The sequence below is a fragment of the Pseudonocardia sp. genome (genome assembly GCF_050246655.1).
Classification (GTDB): Bacteria; Actinomycetota; Actinomycetes; order Mycobacteriales; family Pseudonocardiaceae; genus Pseudonocardia.
Genome location: NZ_JBFWVQ010000097.1, coordinates 1 through 21709, shown reverse-complemented (window position 1 = coordinate 21709; position 21709 = coordinate 1). Strand labels below are relative to the sequence as shown.

Below are 21709 nucleotides of genomic sequence, written 5' to 3'. Positions count from 1 at the left end.
GCGCCGAGGTCGAAGTCGCGCAGGATCGCGTCCGGGTCGAAGCCGTTCGCCTCGTGATCGACCGTCTCGCCGTCGCGGAACGTGGGGCCGTTGATCCCACCGCCGTGTGCCGAACCGCCGTGTGCCGGACCGCCGTCGTGGCCGGCGTGCGGTGGCTCGGGAGTCCCCAGCATCCCCGGCAGCGGCGCGCCCATGAGCGCCGCGCTCGCCGCCCCCGTCAGAAAGCGCCGCCGGCTCGTCACGACCGCTCGATTCGGGGTGAACGACACATGAGCTGCGATATTAGATGCGTCAAACTTGACAGCCAAGCACTGTCTCACCTTGAGATCAGGCGCGGCGAAGCCGGGTGTTCTGCCGATGAAACCTGCTGCTCATGGGTCGGCGGGTGTGCTCGATGAGGATGGCGATCGGCGCGGCTCGGCGCCCCTACCGGGAGACCGGCGCGAGGTGATCGGTGAACCAGGTGACGGCATGCGTGGCCGCCGACTCGAGGGTGCCCGGTTCCTCGAACAGATGGGAGGCGCCGGGGACGATGACGAGGCGGCTCTCGCAGCGCAGAAGGTCCCGGGCGCGCCGATGGAGCTCGATGAGGACCTCGTCGTAGCCGCCGACGATCAGCAGGGTGGGTGCGCGCACCGCGCCCAGGCGCTGGGCGGCCAGGTCGGGCCGCCCACCGCGGGACACGATCGCCGCGATGTCGGCCTGCGGTGCCGCGGCAGCCCACAGCGCTGCGGCCGCGCCGGTACTCGCCCCGAAGTAGCCGATCGGAAGCCCGGCGCACGCCGGCCGGCGGCGGACCCACCGGGTCACCTCGCCGAGCCGGTCGGCCAGCAGGTCGATGTCGAAGACGTTGGCGCGCCGCAGTTCCTCCTGTGGGGTCAGCAGGTCGAACAGCAGGGTCGCCAGGCCGGCGCGCTGAAGGACACCCGCCACGTACCGGTTGCGGGGGCTGTGGCGGCTGCTGCCGCTGCCGTGGGCGAACACGACGACACCGGTCGCCGCGCCCGGCACGGTGATGCGGCCCTGCAGGTGCACCTCCCCGACCGGCAGGTCGACCTCCTCTTCGCGGGGCGGCGGATCGTCGGCGCTGCCGGCCGTCGTGGCTTGCTGGTGCGCCGCGCGCTGCAGCAGGTGCATGACCTCGTCGTCGGGAACCTGGTGGAAGTCGTCGTAGGCATGGCCGACCCCGACGAGCCGGCCCGGGGTCTGCAGGCACACGAGTTCGTCGACCTCCTGGCGCAGCCCGGCGGCGGTGTCGCGCGCGCACACCGGCGCGGCGAGCACGACCCGGGCGGCCCCCTGCGCCCGGACGACCTGGCACGCCGCGCGGGCGGTCGCTCCCGTCGCGATCCCGTCGTCGACCAGCACCGCCGTCCGGCCGGTGAGCGGCAGCCGGGACCGGTCGCCCCGGAACCGGCGGGCCCGCCGGTCGACCTCCGCCCGCGCCTGTCGCTCGATCTCGGCGAGCTCCGCCTCGCTCAGGTGCGCCTGGCGGAGGATCTGCTCGTTCAGCACCAGCACGTCGCCCTCGCCGACCGCGCCCATGGCGAGCTCGGGCTGGAACGGGACCCCGAGCTTGCGGACCAGGACCACGTCCATCGGCGCTGCGAGCGCCTGTGCCACCTCGAAGGCGACCGGGACCCCGCCCCTGGGCAGACCCAGCACGACGACCTCCTCGTCCCTCAGGTGCTGCAGGCGGCCGGCGAGCTGCCGGCCCGCGTCGGCGCGATCGACGAACGGCATGATCTCTCCCTGACGACTTCTCTCCCTGACGACGGAGCCACCCCCACGATTCGCCGCGACGTGCGGCTGCCGACCGGGCCGAAGGTCCCCACCCCTGGATGACCCCGGGCCAACCGGCCCGAGGACCCGCGTAGTCCGCCGCTGTCGCGCCTGCGCGCTCGGGCTCACCGTTCGTCCGGGACCCCGGGGAGGCGGACATGGCGCGGACGGACCGTCGTCGGCTGTGGCGCGCCTGGTTCGTCTCGACCGTCGGCGAGCTGATGGGGCTTCGGCGTGCCGGCGGTGGCCGCGGCGCTCGCGTACGCGAGCGGGATGTCCCCGCGGTGTTCGCGGCGACGATCCCGGCCCTGCCCCGTCCGGTGCTGGTCGCCGTCAGTCGACGACGAGGAGCACCGCCAGGAAGTAGAGGGCAATCGACAGCAGGTCCTGGACGACCGTCGCGAGCGGTCCCGAGCCGAAGGCGGGGTCGTGGCCCAGCCGGTTCAGCATCCACGGCAGCACCAGCGCGATGACGGTCGCCAGTGACGACGCCGCGAAGAGCGCGATCGCGACCGCGGCGGCGACCTGCGCGTTGCCCCAGATCAGCACGACGAGCGGGTAGGCCACGGCCGCGAACAGGACGCCGAGCAGTGCGCCGGTGAGAGCCTCGCGCGCGGCCATCCGACCGACGCCGACCCCGGCGGCCAGCCCGCGGATGACGAGTGCCTCGGTCTGGGTTCCGACGGCGTCGGCCAGGTAGACCACGCCGGGAATGAAGAAGGCGATGAGCACCTCCTCAGCGAGCTGGCGTTCGAACGCCCCGACGAGTCCGGCGGCGAGCAGCGCGCCGGCCAACCCGACGAGCAGCCAGGGCAGCCGGTGCCACAGTCGGCGCCGGACGCTCTCGGTGGCAGCCGAGCGTGCGGTCGCAGCCGACCCGAGGAAACCGCCGAGGCGGGCGATGTCCTCGTCGTGTTCGGCGAGCAGCACGGCGAGCAGCCGCTGCGGTGGGACGAGCCCCCCGAACCGGCCCGCATCGTCGACGACGGCCAACATCGCCTCCCCGTGCTGCACCGCACGCCAGGCGGCCTGCTCCTGGTGGGTACCGGGAGCGACGGTTGGCGGCTGGGCATCCATCACCTCGGCCAGCAGGGTGTCCGGCGCAGCGGCGAGAAGCTGCTCCATGGTGGCCACTCCGACCAGGACGTCCCCCGTGCAGACCGCGACGGCCGCCGCGCTGTCGAACCGGCGTCCGCGCAACCCGTCCAGCACGCGTCCGACGGGATCGCCCGGTGCGGCCACCGGGACGTCGGCCGACGCGTGTGCCGCCGCCGTCCGGACGCCCTCGAGGTCCCCGGCGGGCCCTGGCGTGCCGACGACTTGCCCCCGGTCCGTCATGTCCGTGGTCTCCTTCGCGTGAGCGTCGAGGCTGCCCGCGGCGGGCATGGGGGGCGCCGAGCAGGATCTCGACCATGGTCCGGCGGTCGAGTACCGGACCGGCTCGCACGGGGCTCGCAGGTCGTCGTGGACGGCGGCGGCGTGCTCACGTGACCGGCGGGGACGACGCCGTCGGTTCTCGGGCGGAGGTCCCGCCCGTGGGGGCGGGAATCAGGCGGGCGACCCCCCGGCCCCGTGCGACGTGATCAGGTTGCCGTTGTCCTGGACGTAGCCGAGGACGACCTCGCGAGCCCGCCCGGTGCGTCGGCCTGTCGTGACGAGCCGCAGCGCTCCCCAGCGGCCCGGCCTCGGCCGCCACAGACCGAACCGGCTTCCGGTAGCGCGTAGCAGTGCGCGGTGGCCGAACCAGAACAGCTCGATGAACCACCGCGGCGGCAGCCACGGCCGACGACGCGCGGACGCCCTGCGCGCCTTCCGGGCCTCGGACATGGCCGCAGCATCGGAGCCCGGGGAGCTGCCGAGTAGGGCCGAAGGGCCCACCCAACGGGCTGGCTACCGAGCCGGAGCGGTCCGCCGCGCGGTGTCGGAGGGGAGCTCGCCGAACCGCTCCTGGTACTGCCGGGCGAACCGGCTCGGGTGGTAGAAGCCCCAGCGCATGGCGATGTCGCTGATGCGCACGTCGGACGAGGTGAGCCGCAGCAGCTCGGCATGGACGTGGTCGAGCCGGACGCGCCGCAGGTAGGCCATCGGTGACACGCCCAGCTCGTGCTGGAAGGTGGCGTGCAGCGCGCGCACGCTCATGCAGCCGGCCCGGGCCAGGTCGCAGGGCGTGAGCGGCTGGTCGGCATGCGACTCCAGGTAGGCCAGCACCGGCCGGATCCGGGCGGACCGGGCCTTTCCCGCGTAGCCCTCCAGCAGGTCGGAATGGGAGTTCCGCACGGCGAGCAGCAGCTGCGTCATGACGAACGTCTCGAGCTGTTCACGGGCAAGGGGTGTCTCGGTGATCCCGCCGGGTTGGTCCAGCTCGCGCGCCAGGAACTCGACGGCGGACAGCAGGCTGCGGCCGCGGGGGGAGTCGGTGCGGAAGCCGAAGTCGAAGTCGACGGCCTCGACGACCGGGTGACCGACCAGGTCGGCGAGGTGGGACTCGAGCCGGGCGCGGGGGATCTTGAGGATCAGCTGCTCGGCGTCCGGGGTCCAGTGCACCGTGTTGGACTGGTTCGGCAGCAGCACGACGCCGCTGGCCCGCGCCTCGGTGACGGCCCGGGTGCCGTCCCCGCGTTCGGCGAACGTCCGGCCGCGCGTGGTGAGGTTGATGTGGTAGGTGTTCTGCGTGGCCGGCATGTTCAGCTCGGCCGGGGCCCGTAGGCCAGGAAGCCCAGCGTGAAGCGCTTCTGGCGGGCGGCGTTGAGCGTCATCCGCAACGGCGTGTCGTCCGTGCGCAGGGCGTGCGGGAGGTACACGTGGGTGACCGCCTCCCTGGCCTCCTCCGCGCTCGACGTCGACACGACGGGGAAGCGGCGCAGCGTATGGCGACGATGGCCCTTGTACATGTCCTCCGTTGGACGCAGCCGGGTCAGCGTTGGGGCGAGGGGCGATCAGTGCGAGCGGTGCACGGCGGAGTACCGAGCGGCCAGGATGTGGCTGCTCATCGCCGATCGCGCCAGGTCCTCGTCACCGTTCTCGATGGCGGTGATGATGTCGCGGTGCTGCAGGACGCTGCGCCGCCGGTCGTCGTCGTACCCGCCCAGAACCTGGCGGACGAGCGGGGCGCTGGACACCAGGGCCACGAGCGCCGGCAGCCGGGCGCTGCCGGACGCGGCGAGGACCGCGGCGTGGAAGTCGTCGTTGCACTGCGCCGAGCTGGCCACCGACGTTCCGCCCTCGGCCAGCGCGCGTTCGTAGCGCTCCTGCAGGGCGCGCAGTTCCGCCACGGCGTCGGCGCCGGCGCGGCGGGCGGCCAGGCCGGCGCCGTACCCCTCGATCAACGCCCGGAGCCGGTAGGCCTCGTCGATGTCGTCCGGGCTCCAGCTGATCACCCGTGCGCCGCGGTTGTGCACGAGCTCCACCACGCCCTCGGCCGCGAGCAGGCGCAGCGCCTCGCGCACGGGTGTGCGGCTGAGGCCGAGCGAGGTGGCCTCGGTGTGCTCACGCAACCACGTCCCGGGCAGCACGGCCCCTGAGGCGATCCGCTCCTTGAGCGCCTCGTAGGCCAGGTGGGTGTGGGCCGCGCGTGCGGAGTCGTGGCCGTCCACGCCATGGCCGTTCTGCTCGCGAGCTGCTGCCACCCCGACCTCCGTCGTCGACGGGGGGAGCATATCGCATGCAATCTGGGCTGTCACGCCCCGAAATCGGCGAGAGTCAGCATCGATTGCATGCGATCAGGGATCGGGCGAGACGCGGGTCGGAACTACTCCGAGTCCTCGAGCCGGAAACCGATCTTCACCGTGACCTGCCAGTCGGCGATCGCGCCGTCCGCGAGGTGCCCGCGGATCTCCGTCATCTCGAACCAGTCGATGTTGCGCAGGGTCTGGTTCGCGCGGGCCACCGCGTTGCGGATGGCGTCGTCCACACCGTTCGGAGACGTACCGACGATCTCGGCGAGGCGGTAGATGTGGTCGGACACGGGGGGACTCCTTCTCGGTTCGGTGGTGCCTGGTCGGGTCTCGTGAGTGTCGGGAGCGTCACGGCGCGGCGGCGAGGTCGGCCGCCGGGACGCGGGGCCGGTCGCCGGCGCGGACGTGCGCGAGCAGCCCGCCGGCCGCGAGCACCGCCCGCTCGCCGGGCGACAGCGGCAACCGTAGGGTGGCGTCGCGGGATCCGTCGACCGCGGCGGTGACGGTGTCCGCGCCCGAGCGCACCGCGGCGGCGAGCCCGGCGACCCGCCAGTGCTGGCCGACCGCGGCGGCGGCCCGGTCCTCGTCGGTCACGACGAGCGGGACGACCCCGACGGCGATCAGGTTCCGCCGGTGGATACGCGCGTAGCTGCCGGCCGCGATCGCCCGCACGCCGAGGTGCACCGGGGCCAGCGCGGCGTGCTCGCGTGACGAGCCCTGCCCGTAGTTGTGCCCGCCGACGATCACGCCGCCGCCCCACTCGACCGCACGGTCGTGGAAGCCGGGGTCCAGCCGCCGGAACATGAACCGGGCGCACTCGGCGATGTTCGACCACACCGACATGGCGACGACGCCGTCCGGGGCCATGTCGCCGGTGGAGATGTCGTCGGGTACGACGATCAGCACGCGGCCGTCGAGGTCCTCGGGTGGCGGCGCCGGCTGCGGGGGCGGGACGAGGTTGGGCCCGCGCTCGACGACCACGGTGGACCGGCGCTCTGCCGGCAGCGGCGGGTGGATGTGGTGGTCGTGGATGGTCGTGTCCGGATCGACGGCCGGACGCAGCTCGGGCAGGCGCGCCCCCCGTGGGTCGGTGATCACGCCGGTCAGGGCGCTCGCCGCGGCGGTCGACGGAGAGCACAGGTACACCGCGTCGTCGGCGGTGCCGCTGCGCCCGGGGAAGTTGCGGTTGAACGTGCGCAGCGAAGGGCGGTGGCCGATCGGCGCCTGCCCGATCCCGACACACGGCCCGCAGACGGGCTCCAGCATCCGGGCGCCCGCCGCGGACAGGTCACCGTGCACACCGGACCGGATGATCGTGTCCAGGATCTGTCGCGACCCCGGGGTCACCGTCAGCACGGCGCCCGGATGGACGGTGCGGTCGCGCAGCACGGCCGCGACGGTGGCGAGGTCCTCGTAGGAGCTGTTGACCGAGGACCCGACGCACACCTGCACGACCTCGGTGCCCGCCACCTCGGCCACCGGCACGACGTTCCCCGGTGACGGCGGCAGCGCGACCAGCGGCACGAGCGCCCCGAGGTCGATGCGTTCGACCTCGTCGTAGCCTGCGCCCGGGTCGGCGGCCAGCGGGCGGAAGTCCTCCTCCCGGCCCTGACCGGCCAGCCAGCGGCGGGTCTCCTCGTCGGCGGGGAACACGCCTGCGGTGGCGCCGGTCTCGACCACCATGTTGCAGATCGTTGCGCGGCCGCTGGTCGGGACGGCCGCCGCGCCGTCGCCGAAGAACTCGAACACCGCCCCACGGCCCCCGCGCACGCCGTAGCGGCGCAGCAGCTCCAGGATCACGTCCTTCGGCTCGACCGCGGTGGCGAACCGCCCGACCAGCTCGACGCCGATCACCCGCGGGCACGGCAGGTCGAAGCCGTGTCCCGCCAGGGCCACCGCCACCTCCAGCCCGCCCGCGCCGGTGGCGAACATGCCCAGCGCACCCGCGCTCGTGGTGTGCGAGTCCGCGCCGAGGAGCAGCTCGCCGGGGCGGGCGAAGCGCTCCAGGTGCACGTAGTGGGAGATGCCGTGCCCCGGCGGTGAGAACCTCAGGCCGTAGCGCTGCGAGAACGACCGCAGGTACCGGTGGTCCTGCATGTTCCGGTCGTCGATCTGCAGCACGTTGTGGTCGACGTACATCACGGCCAGCGGCACCGCGACCGCGTCGGTCCCGAGCATCTCGAACTGCATCGCGCACATGGTCCCGGTGGCGTCCTCGATCAGGACCTGGTCCACTGCGACCGTGAGGTCGGCGCCGGGCACCAGCTCGCCTGCGTGCAGGTGCGCCCGCAGCAGCTTGCGGGTCAGGTTCTCGCCCATCAGGGGAACGTCCCGGCCCGGGGGAGCAGCGCGGGTACCCGGCGGCCCAGCTGCTCGCCGAGGAAGTCGGCCGTGGGCAGCAGCGCCGGCAGGTCGATGCCGGTCCGGCGGCCCATCCGCTCCAGCATGTAGACCAGGTCGTCGGTGGCGATGTTGCCGGTCGCCTTCGGCGCGAACGGGCAGCCGCCGATGCCGCCGGCGCTGGCGTCGAGCACGTCGACGCCCTCGGCGACGGCCGTGGAGGCGTTGGCGAACCCGGTGTTGCGGGTGTTGTGGAAGTGGAAGCGCAGCGCCGGGCCGCCGCCGTCCGGTGCGCCGACGAGGTCGCGCGTCCGGGCGGTCAGGTCCTGCACCTGGTTCGGCGCGCCGACGCCGACCGTGTCGGCCAGGCACAGCTCCTGCGCGCCCGCGTCGACGCTGCGGCGGGCGAAGTCGGCGACGCGGGCCGGGTCGATCTCGCCCTCGAACGGGCAGCCGAACGCGGTGGCCAGGGTGATCGTCGTGAACAGCCCCCGCGACCGGGCCGCGTCGACGACGTCGCCCGCCATCCGCATCGCCTCGTCCGCGGTGACGTTCTGGTTGCGCCCGCTGAACGTGTCGCTCACGCACACCACGACGTTGACCTCGTCGACACCGGCGGCCACCGCCCGGTCCAGGCCCCTGCGGTTGAGGATCAACCCGGCGTAGGAGACGCCGTCGCGCCGCGGCACACGCTCCATCACGGCCTCGGCGTCGGCCATCGTCGGCACCAGCCGCGGGTGCGCGAACGACACCGCCTCGATCCGCCGCGCCCCGGCGTCGACGAGCCGGGTGATGAGCTCGACCTTCGCGTCGGTCGAGAGGATCGTGCTCTCGTTCTGCAGCCCGTCCCGGGGGCTGACCTCGACGATCGTGATGTCGGGCACGCGCGGCCCCTTCTCTCAGATGAGCGGCCGCAGACCGCGCAGCCACTTCGACGAGCGGACCGCGGTGGCCAGCTCGACCAGCGCCCGCCCGTGCAGCTCGGCCAGCCGGCCGGCGTCGTCGGTCAGCGCGGCGCCGTCCTCGGTGAACGATGCCGACGGCAGGTAGAGCCCGGGGGAGAGCAGCTGGGCCCCGAAGAACCCGCCGAGGATCCCGCGCACCTTCTCGACCGCGAGGAAGTGGTGGTCGCTGGCGCCGGTGAGCACCGTGGCGCAGGTGGTGCCGCGCAGCGGGTCGCCCGACTCGTAGGGCATGCCGCGAGGCGTGGCGTCCAGCAGCGCCTTGAGCCCGGCCGCGATGTCGGCGCGGTAGGTGGGCGAGCCGAACACCGCGGCGTCGGCCCGGTCGAGCGCGCTGAGCGCATCGTCCGTCGACACGCTCGCCAGCTCGACCACCTGCGTGTCGGCACCCTCCGCGGCGGCGCCGCGCAGCACCGCGTCCACTGCCACCCGGGTGCGCCCGCCCGGGTTCGGGGACCCGACCACCGCTACCACCAGCACGACATCGCCTCCCGGGCTCACGATCGGGACCCGGCGGCCGGCAGGCCGCCGCAGTCACGGCTCAGTGCCGCAGCCCAGCTTCCTTCATCAGCGGCAGCACGCGCTCGCCGAAGTACTCCATCTCCTCGAAGTAGTCGACGAATCCCATGATCATGCCGTCCATGCCGGCCTCGTTCAGCCGGCCCATCTCCTCGACGACCTGCTCGGGGGTGCCGACGACCGGGTAACCGGCCCAGCCGGCGATGAACCGCTCCTGGAACTGCTTGATCTGCTCGTTGAACGACTGGCTCTCCATACCGGCCACCTTCATGACGTTGCCGGCCGCCGCCCAGTCGCCGTGGTCGATGACCGCCTGGAAGGCCTGCTTGGCCTCCTGCTCGGTGTCCCGGACCACGACCAGCCCGTAGGTCATGGTGGAGATGTCGCGGTCGTACTCGTCGCGGGCCTTGGTCCGCAGGGTTTTGGTGTAGGTCGCCTGTCACGCCCCGCGGTGCTGTGCTCGGCGCGCTTGCTGGCGCGCTGCCGGGTCCGTTCGGGGGTGGTGGCACATGTGTGCGGGTGATGGCACAGAGCCGCAGGTGGTGGCACACACCGTCGGCAGTGTGTGCGAGCACCGGGGGATGTGTGTGAGGGCGGCGGGGTGCGCGCTGCTGCTGGCCGCCCGGGCCGCCCTCCGCGCCGGCGGGTGGCCCGGACCGCCGCCGCCGGGCCACGCCGGTCACCGCCGGGCCACGCCGGTCACCGCCGGGCCACGCCGGTCACCGCCGGGCCACGCCGGTCACCGCCGGAGTCCGCCCCGGTGGATCACGACGGCCGACGATGGCGCATCAGGTCCAGCGCGAAGCCGACGTACTGCTCGGCCACCTGCTCGGGGCTGAGCGGGCCGTCGGGTCGCCACCACGTGGGTAGCGCCGTGCACATGGTGACGACGGCGCGAGCGGCCTCGTGGGGGTGGTCGGCGCGAAACCATCCTTGGCTGACGGCGTCTTCGACCTCGTGGTCGACCATCCGCTGCTGGGTGATGCGCAGGCAGGCGATCTTGCGTCGGTTGTCGGCGTCGAGGGCGCGCATCTCGGCCGCGCCGACGAAGCCCAGCTCCCTGCGGTGCGTGTGGTACAGGGCCAGGTGCTCGACGAGCAGGCTGAAGCGCTGCACCGGGTTCCGTCCCTCGGCGCGTGCGGCGCGTGCGCGAAGCAGCAGCTCGGCCATCGTGAGGTCGAGGATCGTCACCAGCATCTGCTGCTTGCTCGTGTAGTGGTGGTACAGCCCCGAGACGGAGAGCCCGGCGCGGGCGGCGATACCGCGGACCGTGGCGCCGTGGTAGCCGATGGCCAGGAACTCGTCGAGCGCGGCACGGAGCACGGGGTCGAAGTCGAGCGGATCGTACGTGCGCCAGTCGGCGATCGTCGGCCGGGCGGTGCGGCCGTCGGACGGGTCCGCTGCGGCGTGGCTCCTGACCGGTGACGGCGGGGCTCCCGGCGCGACGACGGTGTCCAGGATCTGCGGCACCGTCAGCCCGAGCACCTCCGCGATCCGGCTCAACCGGCTCACGCTCAGCCCGGTCCGACCGTTCTCGATCTGGCTCAGGGTGGCGGGGCTGACCTCGAGCGCACGCGCGAGGCCGCGAAGGCTGACCCCCTTGGCCGTCCGTGCTGCCCGCACCTGCGCGCCGAGCCCTTCGTCGGCCGTGCCCCGAGCTGCCGTCATCAACCACTCCCTGCTCCAGGCTAGTGTTCACAATAGCTAAACATGGACTCCGTCTAACTGTCGACTGCCCCGCTTGACGCCCCTAATTGTGGGGTGCATCATCAGCTAAACACGATGCCGAGCGAACGCTCGGCTGCGAGCGACCCTGTTCACATTCGTGATCGTGAGGGAGACGACGATGTCCGATGCACCCGCGATGCGTGAGCTTCTCGGCGAGGACACCCCCACCAACTGGGGCAAGTGGGGTCCCGACGACGAGCTGGGCAGCCTGAACTACCTGGACGCCGGCGAGGTCCTGCGCGGGCTGCAGCACGTCAAGTCCGGCGAGGTGTTCACGCTGCAGATCCAGATGGGCCGCACCGACGGCCCGGGCGACCCGCTGTGGCCAGGGCGGACGGGTATCGAGCGGCAGAACGTCCTGGACGAGGGCAGCTGGGACGGTGACGGCGCGCCGCAGTTCCCGGGCGGCCTGCACTACGCCGACGACACGGCGAAGATCTTCCTGCAGGGCTCGACGCAGTACGACGCGCTGGGCCATGTGTGGTACGACGGCAAGCTCTGGAACGGCTACGACGCCCGCACGACGATCGGCGGACTCGACAAGGCCTCGGTGCTGCCGATCGCGGAGAAGGGCGTGGTCGGGCGGGGCGTGCTCATCGACATGGCCCGTCACCGCGGCAAGCAGTGGCTCGACAAGGGCGAGACGTTCACCCATGAGGATCTCGAGGACGCGGCCAAGGCCCAGGGAGTGACGATCGAGCCGCACGACGTGCTGTGCGTGCGCACCGGCTTTCTCAGGTACTGGTACGAGCTCAACGACAAGGAGAGGTTCTACGACGGCTTCAACGAGCCGGGGCTGACGTACTCCCGGGAGCTGGTGGAGTGGTTCCGGCAGCGGGAGGTGCCGAACCTGGTGACCGACACGATCGCCAACGAGGTGACCTACGAGCCGGGTACCGGGGTGGCGCTGCCGCTGCACTGCGCGCTGATGCGCAACCTCGGGGTGGCGCTCACCGAGATCGCCTGGCTCGACGACCTTGCCGACGCCTGCGCGGCCGACGAACGGTGGTCCTTCCTCTACGTGGCCGCGCCGCTGAAGGTCGTCAGCGGCACCGGCGCGCCCGTGAACCCGGTGGCGATCCGCTAGGAGTCGACGATGTCGATCTACGACGAGCGGCCCTGGCTCGCACGTTACGACGCGGGCCAGCCGCCCGACCTGGAGCCGGAGTTCTCCGATGCGCTGGCGATGTTCCGCGCCACCGTCGAGCGCAACCCCGACGGCGACGCCATCCGCTACTTCGACGGCCGGATCACCTACTGCGAGCTCGACGAGCTGACCGACGCGTTCGCGGCGGGCCTGCTCGACGACGGGTTCGCCGCGGGTGAGCGGGTGGCGCTGTACCTGCAGAACGTGCCGCAGTTCGTAATCGGGCTGGTCGGCACGTGGAAGGCAGGCGGCATCGCGGTGTCGATCAACCCGATGAACCGGGAGCGGGAGCTGGAGCTGCTGCTCACCGACTCCGGTGCCACGGTGCTGGTGTGTCTGGAGGCGCTGTACCGGGACGTGGCGTCCGCGGCCGTGCCGAAGACGTCGGTCAGGACGGTGCTCACCACCTCGGAGCTGGAGCACCAGAGCGTGAACGACGCCCGGGCGTTCGGCGGCGTCGAGCGCATCGAGAACGAGGGCACGGTCGACCTGGCCGGGCTGCTCGAGCGGTTCCGCGGGCAGCGCCCGCCCCCGGTGTCGTTCTCGGCCGACGACACGGCGTTCCTCACCTACACGTCGGGCACGACCGGGCCGCCCAAGGGCGCGATGAACACCCACGGCAACGTGGTGTTCAACTCCCAGGCCTACCGGCAGTGGTGCCGGCTCGGGCCGGACGACGTCACCCTCGGCGTGGCGCCGCTGTTCCACATCACCGGGCTGATCGCCCACGTCACGATCTCGCTGCTGCTCGGCACTCCGCTGGTGCTGTTCTACCGGTTCGAGCCGTCGCTCGCGATCGAGACGATCCGGCGCGAACGGCCGACGTTCACCGTTGGGTCGATCACGGTGTTCATCGCGCTGATGAACGCGCCGAACGCGGAGAAGGATGCGCTGTCGTCGCTGACGAAGATCTGGTCGGGCGGGGCGCCGATCCCGCCGTCCACGGTGAAGGCCTTCTCCGCGGCGTTCGGCCAGTACATCCACAACATCTACGGGCTCACCGAGACCACGTCCCCCAGCCACGGCGTGCCGTACGACGCCGAGGCGCCGGTGGACGAGGCGTCCGGCGCGCTGTCGGTGGGGGTGCCGATCTACAACACCGTGGTGCGCATCGTCGGGGACGACGGCGGCGAGCTGCCGCCCGGGGAGGTCGGCGAGCTCGTCACGTCCGGGCCGCAGGTCGTGGCCGGCTACTGGAACAAGCCGGACGAGACCGCGAAGGCCATCCCCGGCGGCGCGCTGCACACCGGCGACGTGGGCTACATGGACGACCAGGGCTGGTTCTACATCGTCGACCGCAAGAAGGACCAGATCAACGCCGGCGGCTACAAGGTCTGGCCGCGCGAGGTCGAGGACGTCCTCTACGAGCACGAGGCCGTCCGCGAGGCGGCCGTCGTCGGGGTGCCCGACGAGTACCGCGGCGAGACGGTGAAGGCGTTCGTCTCGCTGCGGCCGGGGAGGTCCGCCACGGAGGCGGAGCTGGTGGCGTTCTGCAAGGAGCGCATGGCCGCGTACAAGTACCCCCGCCACGTCGAGTTCCTGGCCGAGATCCCGAAGACGGTGACCGGCAAGCTGCTGCGCCGCGAGCTGCGTGCGCGCGAGCGTGGACAGGCCTGACCGCGTCCGACAGCGCCGACCCGGCGCACACCACATCGACCACCGCCCTGACCCGCGGTGCGCCGTGCCGCGGTGACCCATGCCCACATCCGGGAGAGACCATGCCCAACACCGTCCTCATCGCCGGCGCCAGCGGGCTGGTCGGCGCCGCCTGTGTCGACCGGTTCCTCGACGACGGCTGGAACGTCGTCGCCGTGTCCCGCCGCCGGCCCGAGGTGTTCAGCGACGAGCCCTTCGACCACCGGCCGATCGACCTGCGCGACGAGGCCGCGAGCCGGGACGCCGTGCAGGACCTGGCCGGGGTCACGCACGTCGTCTACGCCGCGGTCCACGAGAAGCCCGGCCTGATCGCGGGCTGGACCGAGCAGGACCAGATGGACACCAACCTGGCCATGCTGCGCAACCTGCTCGAACCGCTCGCCGAGGTCGCGCAGCTGCGCCAGGTGACGATCCTGCAGGGCACCAAGGCCTACGGCATCCACCTGCACCCGATGCGGGTCCCCGCTCGCGAGCGGTTCCCCCGCGACGACCACGCCAACTTCTACTGGCTGCAGGAGGACTACCTCACCGCGAAGGCGACCGAGAAGGGCTTCGACTACACGATCATGCGGCCCCAGCTCATCGTCGGCCCGAACACCGGCGTGGTGATGAACCTGCCGCCAGTGATCGGCGCCTACGCGGCGATCTGCAGGGAGGAGGGCCGTCCGTTCGGCTTCCCCGGCGGGATCCCGTACGTCTGGGAGGCTGTCGACACCCGCCTGGTCGCGAACGCGATCCGGTGGGCCGCCGAGGCACCCGCGGCCGCGGGGCAGCACTTCAACCTGACCAACGGCGAGGTCTTCTCCTGGCGCGACATGTGGCCCGCCCTCGCCGAGGCGCTCGGCGTGGAGGTCGGCCCGGACGAGCCGGTGTCGATGGCCGAGCTCCTCCCGTCGAAGGCCGACGTGTGGGACAAGATCGTTGCCAAGCACGGGCTGCGGCAGATCACCATGGACGAGCTTCTCGGCGAGTCCCACCACTACGCCGACTTCTGCTTCGCCTACGGGGCCACCGAACCGCCGCCGCCGGCGTTCGTCAGCACCGTCAAGATCAAGCAGGCCGGGTTCACCGAGGCGCGGGACACCGAGGAGAGCTTCGTGCACTGGATCACGGTGCTGCAGGACCGGCGGATCCTGCCGCCCGCGCGCTGAGCGCGCGTCGTCCTGCGGATGCGGTGACCGGTGTGCCCGCCCGCTGCCAGGCCGTCACCGACCGACGGTCGTGATCGAGAGGAGACACGATGGCCGTCGAACTCGCACCGGACGCGGAGGTCGCGGCGCTGGCCGAACGCACCGCGACGTTCGTGCGGCAGGTGGTGATACCCGTCGAGGAGCGCCTCGGCGGGGTCGCACGCACCGAGTCCGTCCGTGCCGAGCTGCAGGCCGCCGCCAAGGCCGCCGGGATCTTCGTGCCGCACGTCGGCACCGAGTTCGGCGGGCACGGACTCGACATGCGCGCCCGCGCCGCGGTCTTCGAGGAGGCGGGCTACGCGCTGCTCGGGCCGCTCGCGCTGAACATCGCCGCACCCGACGAGGGCAACATGCACCTGCTCGAGGTGATCGCCACCGACGAGCAGAAGACGCGCTACCTGGCGCCCCTCGCGGCCGGTGACCTCCGGTCCTGCTTCGCGATGAGCGAGCCGGCCCCCGGAGCCGGCTCGGACGCGGGCGCACTCGCGACCACCGCCGTCGAGGTGCCCGGCGGTTGGCGCATCGACGGCCGGAAGTGGTTCGTCACCGGCGCCGACGGCGCCGCCTTCGTGATCTGCATGGCACGGACCTCCGGGCAACCGGGTCACGCGGGCGGCGCGACGATGTTCCTCGTCGATGCCGACAACCCGGGGCTGCGGCTGGTGCGCCACATCGAGACGCTCGACGAGAGCCTCTACGGCGGGCATCTCGAGCTGCTCCTCGACCACTGCGTGGTGCCCGACGAGGCGGTGCTCGGCGAGGTCGACCAGGGCTTCCGCCACGCCCAGGTGCGCCTCGGCCCCGCCCGGATGACCCACTGCATGCGCTGGCTGGGGCTCGCTCGCCGCGCACAGGACATCGCCGTCGCCCGGGCGAGCGAGCGGACGGTGTTCGGCTCCACGCTGGCCGACCTCGGGATGGCGCAGGCCATGATCGCCGACAACGAGATCGACATCGCGGCGAGCCGCGGGCTGATCATGCAGGCCTGTTGGGAGCTCGACCAGGGACGCTCCGCCGCCCAGGCCACGGCCATCGCGAAGACGTTCACCTCGGAGGCGGTGTGGCGGGTCGTCGACCGCGCCCTGCAGATCTGCGGCGCGCTCGGGGTGTCCGGTGACGTGCTGCTCGGCCGCTTCCTGCGTGAGGTGCGGCCGTTCCGGATCTACGACGGGCCGTCGGAGACCCACCGCTGGTCGATCGCCCGTCGTGTGACACGAGCGGCGACGGCGGCTCGCTCGAGCACGACGGCCGCGGGCGAGCCCCGGCCGTGACGGACATGATCGCCGGGCTCGACCTGTCCCGCCTGCAGGCGTTCCTCGACGCCGAGGTGCCGGGCGTGGGGGAGCTGCGCGCCGAGCTGATCTCGGGTGGCCGGTCGAACCTGACCTACCTGCTCACCGACGGCCGGTCCAGGTGGGTCCTGCGCCGTCCACCGCTCGGCGGCCTCACACCGTCGGCACACGACATGGCCCGCGAGTACCGCGTGGTGGCTGCCCTGCGCCACACCGGCGTGCCGGTGGCACCGCCGGTGGCACAGTCCGACGACCCCGCGGTCATCGGCGTGCCGTTCTCCATCGTCGAGTACGTCCCCGGCCGCGTGCTGCGCACTCAGGCGGATCTCGCCGCGTTCACCGACGCGGACGTCGAGCGATGCGCCTCCGCACTGATCGACACGCTCGTGGCGCTGCACGCGGTGGACCCCCGAGCCGTGGGCCTCGGTGCCTTCGGCCGACCGAAGGGCTACCTGGAACGGCAGGTGCGGCGCTGGCACGACCAGTGGACCCGGGTCGCCACCCGGGAGGTGGCCGACGTCGAGACGCTGCACGCTCGGCTGGCCGCGTCCTGCCCCGAGGAGAGCGGCGCGGCGATCGTGCACGGCGACTTCCGGGTCGACAACGCCATTCTCGACAGCGCAGACATCGCGACCGTGCGCGCGGTCGTCGACTGGGAGATGGCCACCCTCGGCGACCCGCTGGCCGACCTCGCCCTCCACCTCGTCTACCGCGACCCGGCCTTCGACCCGGTGCTCGGCGGGTCCGCAGCCTCCACGAGCCCCCGCTTCCCCAGCGCCGACGACCTCGTCCAGCGCTACGTACTGGCATCCGGGAGAGACGTCGACACGCTGCCGTTCGCCCTGGCTCTCGGCTACTTCAAGGTCGCCGTCATCGCCGAGGGCATCCACGCTCGCCACGTGGAGGGGCACACCGTCGGATCGGGGTTCGACCAGGTCGGCGAGGCCGTCCCGCTGCTCGCGGCGGCGGGACTCACCGCGTTGCGGCGGCACCGTGCAACGCCCGCGCCGTAGCCGGTCGGCGTGCGGTTCCCGCGTCGCCGGGTCGAGGAATGGGTCAGCCTCGATACCCGATCCGCCGCGAGATGGCGTTGGCGGCGTCCACGGCAGCGATCCGGTTGCGTCGCAGTGCCTGTGCGTTGCAGCGGCTGACGGGAGCCACGACGCTGAGCGCAGCGATGACGGTGCCGCCCTCGTCGCGGATCGGCGCGGCGACCGATGCTGCCCCCAGGCTGCTCTCCTCGATGTTCTGCGCCCAACCGCGCTCGGCGACCCGGCGCAGGTCGACCAGCAAGGCGGCCCTGGACGCGATCGTGTACTGCGTCAACGCGATCGGGCGCCAATCCCGGAGCCGCTCCCTCAGGACGTCCGGAGCGAGGTGCGCCAGCAGGACCTTCCCCGTGCTGGCGGCGTGGGCCGGCACGCGGTGCCCGGCACGAGCGACGAACCGCAGCGTCTGCGGGCTCTCCAACCGTTCGACGAACACGACCTCGAGATGGTCCAACACCGCCAGTTGCACGGTCTCGCCCGTGCTCTGCCGGAGGGCGGCGAGTGCCGGCATGGCCGCTTCGTGCAGGCCCAGGTTCGGGAACACCGTGACACCGAGCTCGTACATGGCGAGGCCCAGCCGGTAGGTGCCGCGGGCGTCGCCTCGCTCGAGCAACCGCTCCTCGGTGAGTGTCGTCAGCAGGCGGAACGCGGTGCTCGTGCCGACGCCGAGACGCCTCGCCGCCTCGGTGACCCCGAGCTCGCGGTGCTCGCGCGAGAACGCCTTGAGCAGTCGTGCCGCATTGCGGACGGAGCTGAGCTGGCCACCGCGTCGGGTGCCGTCCTGTGACACAGTCCTGGACTGTAGCGATCTTGCCGCATAGCGGCAAGGAGCCCTGGCGCCGTGGCCGGCTCGCTCATAACGTCCGTACGTACGAGCTGCAGTGTCGATCGCGATCTCGCGCCGGTTCGTCCCACAGATTCATCATCTATGACGCCAGGGGCAAACCTTTGATGAGTACTTCTGCAACAGTGTCGAGCGCCGCCCATTGCCGGTCAGCGTATGAACGCGCCGATGCGATTCTCGGCGCATTCGATGCCGATCATCCGAGCTTGAGCCTTTCCGGGTTGACCGCGCGTACCGGCCTGCCCAAGACGACGTTGTATCGAAGCCTTGTCAAGATGCTCGAACTGGGCTGGGTGACGCGCAACGGCGCGCGGTACCAGCCGGGCAACCGGTTGTTCGAGTTCGCCGGGCTGTGTGGTCTGCAGGCGGATCTCCGCGCGGCCGCCCTTCCGTGCCTGGAGGACCTGTACGAGGTGACGCACGAGACGGTCCATCTCGCGGTACTCGACGGGAGCGAGGTCTTCTATGTCGAGAAGCTCGTCGGTCACCGTGTGGCGACGCCGCTGAGCCGCGTCGGCGGGCGCATGCCGGCGTACTGCACCGCGCTCGGCAAGGTGCTGACGGCGTATTCCGCCGAGGACGTCCGCGCGCGGTTCCTGGGCGGCCCACTCGTCGCACGCACGTCCTCGACCATCGTCTCCGCCTCGACGATGGAACGCGAGCTGAGGCAGATCGAGCGCGTCGGCGTGGGGTTCGACCGCGAGGAAACGGTGATCGGCCTGATGTGCATCGCCGCGCCCGTCCACGGAGCGGACGGGCGATGTGTGGCGGCCGTCTCCGTCGCCGGGCCGAGCAGCCGACTGCTGCCGGCGCGCACGGTCAGCCGGGTGCGTGAGGCGGCCGCCCAGATCTCGCGCAAGATCGCGAATCGGCCTCCGTCGGTCGCGCGGGCGCGGAGCAGGCCAGGCACACGTCCGGCCACGGCCGCACGAAAGTCGGTTCTGCCGCTCGCGCGATGACACCGGTCATGGCAGTGGTTCCGGTCAGCGGTCCGGGCGGCTCCTTCGGGTAGCCGACGATGGTACGGAGTACCCACCCGGTCCGAAGGCGGGCAGACAACGGTGCGGGAGGGTCGCGTGGACGAGCCGGTCGTGTGGGTGGACGAGGTTGACCCGGCGAGCGCGGTGGCGATGGCCGGATCGAAGATGGGTCGGCTCAGCGAGCTCCACCGTGCGGGAGTCCGCGTCCCGGCGGGGTTCGCCGTCACCGTCGACGCCTATCGCGCGCACTGCCGTGCCACGGGCCTCGACGCCCGGGTCGACGAGGTGGTCGGCGACCTGGGTGAGGCACCGGAGCCGGCCGCTGTGGGACGGGCATCGACGACTCTGCGCGAGCTGTTCGAGCAGATGCCCATGGACGGCGACCTCTCGCACACCGTCTCGATGGCGTACGAGGAGCTCTGCCTGCGCCGGGTGGACGTCAACATCCCGACGGCGGTCCGTTCGTCCGCGACCGGCGAGGACGCAGCCGACGCGAGCTTCGCCGGCATCTTCGACACGTATCTCGGAGTGTCGGGAACCGAGCGCGTCCTGGCCGCGATCCGCGCCTGCTGGGGGTCGCTCTTCACCGAGCGGGCGCTGGTCTACCGGCTGCGCAAGGGCATCTCCCACCTGGACATGCCGATCGCCGTCGGTGTCATCGAACTGATCCATGCGCGCGCATCGGGTGTGGCGTTCTCCCTGCATCCCGTCACCGGCAAGACCGACCGGATCGTGCTCGAGACGAGCTGGGGATGGGGCGAGGCCATTGTGCAGGGCCTGGTCGATCCCGACCACATCGAGGTGGGCAAGGCGGATCGCCGCGTGCTCAAGTACGACGTGGCACACAAGAAGGTCGTCTCGGCATTCGACTTCGCCGCCGGCCGGGTGATGGAGACCGAGATGCCGCGACGGCTCATGAGCCGGCGGGTGCTCGACGACGAGCAGATCAGCGCGGTCGTCGAGGCCGTGCAGCGGATCGAGCAGCACTTCGGATATCCCGTGGACGTGGAATGGGTGCTCGACCGGCATCGCCGCCCCGGCGACCCGATCTGCATCGTGCAGTCGCGACCGGTCACCGTCCTCGGCGGCGAATCGGCTCAGACTCCCGCTACCTACGACCCCGTCGCCATGGCCCAGAAGTACGTGTTCAGCGGCACACGTGTTCCGGGCCGGTGACCCGAGCACGAGAACGCCGGGGTGGCGCGTAGAGCCATCCCGACCTCGGACTCGGTCTCCTGGCCTGGAGCGACCTCGCGCGACGGTCACCCCACGCCAGGCGCCGGGTCAGGCGAGCTCGGCCGCCCAGTCACGGTCCTGCAGCGAGTCACGGACGTGCGCCATGAACTTCGAGGCGGTCACCCCGTCGAAGGCGCGGTGGTCGTAGCAGAACCCGAGGATCGTCATCGGGTGGATCGCGATCGCGTCGCCGACGGCGACCGGCCGACGCGTGATCATGTTGAGCGACATGATCGCCGAGTTCGGCTGGTTGATGATCGGCGCGGAGGCGTAGTCGGCGATCGGCCCGGGGCTGGTGACGGTGAACGTCGACCCGGTGAGGTCGTCCGGTCCGAGCTTCCCGCTGGTCGCCTTCTGCGCCGTCGCCCGGATGGCCCTCGCGAGCCCGCGCAGGTTCAGCGTGTCCGCGTCGCGGATGACCGGAGCGACCAGGCCCTGTTCGTTGAGGTCGACCGCGATGCCGAGGTTCACGTAGTGGTGCAGGATCCGGGTCTTCGCCTCCATGTCCAGGGAGGAGTTGACGTTCGGGAAGGCCCGCAGCGCGTCGCAGATCGCGCGGGCGACGAACGCCAGCTGGGTCAGCGACATGCCCTCTTCCGTGCGGAAGCGGTCCTTGTGCGTCGCGCGGACCCGCTCGATCGCGTCGAGATCGACCTCGACCGACGTCCACACGTGCGGCGCGGTACGCACCGAGTGCGTCATCCGCTGGGCGATCGTCAGCCGGATCTTCGGCAGCGGCACCGTCTCGTCGCGCGGGTCCAGCCGCGCGGTCGGCGCAGCCGCGGGTTCCGGCCGGGCCGCCCCGGGCGCGGGCGCCGTCGGTGCCGCGGGCGCGGGGGTGGATACCGGCGGGGGAGCCGGGGTGCGTGCGGTCGCGACCGCACGCTCGACGTCCTCGCGACGGATCCGCCCGCCCACACCCGAACCGGTGACGGTGGCGAGATCGATCCCGCTCTCGGCCGCGAGTCGGCGCACGAGGGGCGAGAGCATCCGCCCGGGCTCGGCATCGGCCGGGGCGCGGCCGGTGACGGACGGCGCCGCCCCGTGGGTGGGCGTCCGTGCCGCACCGCCGGAAGGCGCGGGCATGGCAGCGCCGGCGCGTGCCACGCCCGGCTCGCCGATCCGCGCGAGCACGGTGCCCACCGGCACTGTCTCGCCGGTGGCGACGAGGACCTCCAGCAGCACGCCGTCGTAGGGGCTGGGGATTTCGGAGTCGACCTTGTCGGTGGATACTTCGAACAGGGGGTCGTCGAAGGCGACGGTGTCGCCGGGTTGTTTGAGCCAGGTGCCGACGGTCCCTTCGGTCACGG

General features: G+C 72.0%; 22 protein-coding genes. 7 read left to right on the top strand and 15 right to left on the bottom strand.

Features of this window, described 5'->3' with window-relative positions:
* The 13 genes from AB7J25_RS23850 to AB7J25_RS23790 form a co-directional block, all read right to left on the bottom strand.
* Positions 1-242, bottom strand: a 242-nt coding sequence (locus tag AB7J25_RS23850) for a twin-arginine translocation signal domain-containing protein (RefSeq protein WP_428512322.1), incomplete at its 3' end; no start/stop codon positions are given.
* Between the two features lie 184 nt (positions 243-426).
* Positions 427-1743: a phosphoribosyltransferase family protein gene (locus tag AB7J25_RS23845; protein WP_428512320.1), complete on the bottom strand. Its 1317-nt coding sequence runs from the start codon at positions 1741-1743 to the stop codon at positions 427-429.
* 372 nt (positions 1744-2115) lie between these two features.
* Positions 2116-3120: a magnesium transporter gene (locus tag AB7J25_RS23840; protein WP_428512318.1), complete on the bottom strand. Its 1005-nt coding sequence runs from the start codon at positions 3118-3120 to the stop codon at positions 2116-2118.
* Positions 3121-3330: 210 nt separating this feature from the next.
* A complete protein-coding gene (locus AB7J25_RS23835; protein WP_428512316.1) occupies positions 3331-3609 on the bottom strand; it encodes a hypothetical protein in 279 nt (92 codons plus the stop codon).
* Between the two features lie 63 nt (positions 3610-3672).
* Entirely contained in the window at positions 3673-4464 is a 792-nt protein-coding gene (locus AB7J25_RS23830) for an AraC family transcriptional regulator (protein WP_428512314.1), read from the bottom strand.
* 2 nt (positions 4465-4466) lie between these two features.
* The gene (locus AB7J25_RS23825) at positions 4467-4673 is read right to left on the bottom strand and encodes a hypothetical protein (protein WP_428512313.1); all 207 of its coding nucleotides are present in this window, start codon (positions 4671-4673) and stop codon (positions 4467-4469) included.
* Positions 4674-4718: 45 nt separating this feature from the next.
* Positions 4719-5408 (bottom strand): GntR family transcriptional regulator, encoded by a 690-nt coding sequence (locus AB7J25_RS23820; RefSeq protein ID WP_428512311.1) that lies wholly within the window; start codon positions 5406-5408, stop codon positions 4719-4721.
* 122 nt (positions 5409-5530) lie between these two features.
* Positions 5531-5746 carry a dodecin gene (locus tag AB7J25_RS23815; protein WP_428512309.1) on the bottom strand — a complete coding sequence of 72 codons (216 nt, stop codon included), beginning with the start codon at positions 5744-5746 and terminating at the stop codon, positions 5531-5533.
* A gap of 58 nt (positions 5747-5804) precedes the next feature.
* Positions 5805-7775 carry an aconitate hydratase gene (locus AB7J25_RS23810; RefSeq protein ID WP_428512307.1) on the bottom strand — a complete coding sequence of 657 codons (1971 nt, stop codon included), beginning with the start codon at positions 7773-7775 and terminating at the stop codon, positions 5805-5807.
* Positions 7775-8680, bottom strand: coding sequence for a hydroxymethylglutaryl-CoA lyase (locus AB7J25_RS23805; protein WP_428512305.1), 906 nt, complete (start codon positions 8678-8680; stop codon positions 7775-7777). The genes AB7J25_RS23810 and AB7J25_RS23805 overlap by 1 nt, the downstream gene beginning before the upstream one ends.
* A 15-nt stretch (positions 8681-8695) precedes the next feature.
* Positions 8696-9259 carry a flavodoxin family protein gene (locus tag AB7J25_RS23800; protein ID WP_428512303.1) on the bottom strand — a complete coding sequence of 188 codons (564 nt, stop codon included), beginning with the start codon at positions 9257-9259 and terminating at the stop codon, positions 8696-8698.
* A gap of 40 nt (positions 9260-9299) precedes the next feature.
* Positions 9300-9695, bottom strand: a complete 396-nt coding sequence (locus tag AB7J25_RS23795) for an LLM class flavin-dependent oxidoreductase (protein WP_428512326.1) — start codon at positions 9693-9695, stop codon at positions 9300-9302.
* Positions 9696-10042: 347 nt separating this feature from the next.
* Positions 10043-10945, bottom strand: coding sequence for a TetR family transcriptional regulator (locus AB7J25_RS23790; protein WP_428512301.1), 903 nt, complete (start codon positions 10943-10945; stop codon positions 10043-10045).
* 178 nt (positions 10946-11123) lie between these two features.
* On the opposite strand from AB7J25_RS23790, the gene AB7J25_RS23785 reads away from it, so the two are divergent.
* From AB7J25_RS23785 to AB7J25_RS23765, 5 genes are all read left to right on the top strand, one after another.
* Positions 11124-12092 (top strand): cyclase family protein, encoded by a 969-nt coding sequence (locus AB7J25_RS23785; protein ID WP_428512299.1) that lies wholly within the window; start codon positions 11124-11126, stop codon positions 12090-12092.
* Positions 12093-12101: 9 nt separating this feature from the next.
* The gene (locus tag AB7J25_RS23780; protein ID WP_428512297.1) at positions 12102-13769 is read left to right on the top strand and encodes a class I adenylate-forming enzyme family protein; all 1668 of its coding nucleotides are present in this window, start codon (positions 12102-12104) and stop codon (positions 13767-13769) included.
* 101 nt (positions 13770-13870) lie between these two features.
* Positions 13871-14959, top strand: a complete 1089-nt coding sequence (locus AB7J25_RS23775; protein WP_428512295.1) for an SDR family oxidoreductase — start codon at positions 13871-13873, stop codon at positions 14957-14959.
* An 89-nt stretch (positions 14960-15048) separates the two neighbouring features.
* Positions 15049-16269: an acyl-CoA dehydrogenase family protein gene (locus AB7J25_RS23770; RefSeq protein ID WP_428512293.1), complete on the top strand. Its 1221-nt coding sequence runs from the start codon at positions 15049-15051 to the stop codon at positions 16267-16269.
* Between the two features lie 5 nt (positions 16270-16274).
* Positions 16275-17303, top strand: coding sequence for a phosphotransferase family protein (locus AB7J25_RS23765; protein ID WP_428512324.1), 1029 nt, complete (start codon positions 16275-16277; stop codon positions 17301-17303).
* A gap of 43 nt (positions 17304-17346) precedes the next feature.
* Here AB7J25_RS23765 and AB7J25_RS23760 read toward each other — a convergent pair whose 3' ends face one another.
* On the bottom strand, positions 17347-18129 hold the full coding sequence (locus tag AB7J25_RS23760; RefSeq protein ID WP_428512291.1) for an IclR family transcriptional regulator: 783 nt from the start codon (positions 18127-18129) through the stop codon (positions 17347-17349).
* Positions 18130-18308: 179 nt separating this feature from the next.
* Between AB7J25_RS23760 and AB7J25_RS23755 the strand changes: the two genes are divergently transcribed.
* Together AB7J25_RS23755 and AB7J25_RS23750 are read left to right on the top strand one after the other, a co-directional pair.
* A complete protein-coding gene (locus AB7J25_RS23755; RefSeq protein WP_428512289.1) occupies positions 18309-19142 on the top strand; it encodes an IclR family transcriptional regulator in 834 nt (277 codons plus the stop codon).
* 117 nt (positions 19143-19259) lie between these two features.
* Positions 19260-20339: a PEP/pyruvate-binding domain-containing protein gene (locus AB7J25_RS23750; RefSeq protein ID WP_428373317.1), complete on the top strand. Its 1080-nt coding sequence runs from the start codon at positions 19260-19262 to the stop codon at positions 20337-20339.
* Positions 20340-20447: 108 nt separating this feature from the next.
* On the opposite strand, the gene AB7J25_RS23745 is transcribed toward AB7J25_RS23750, so the two are convergent.
* On the bottom strand, positions 20448-21709 hold a 1262-nt coding region (locus AB7J25_RS23745; RefSeq protein WP_428512287.1), incomplete at its 5' end, for a dihydrolipoamide acetyltransferase family protein.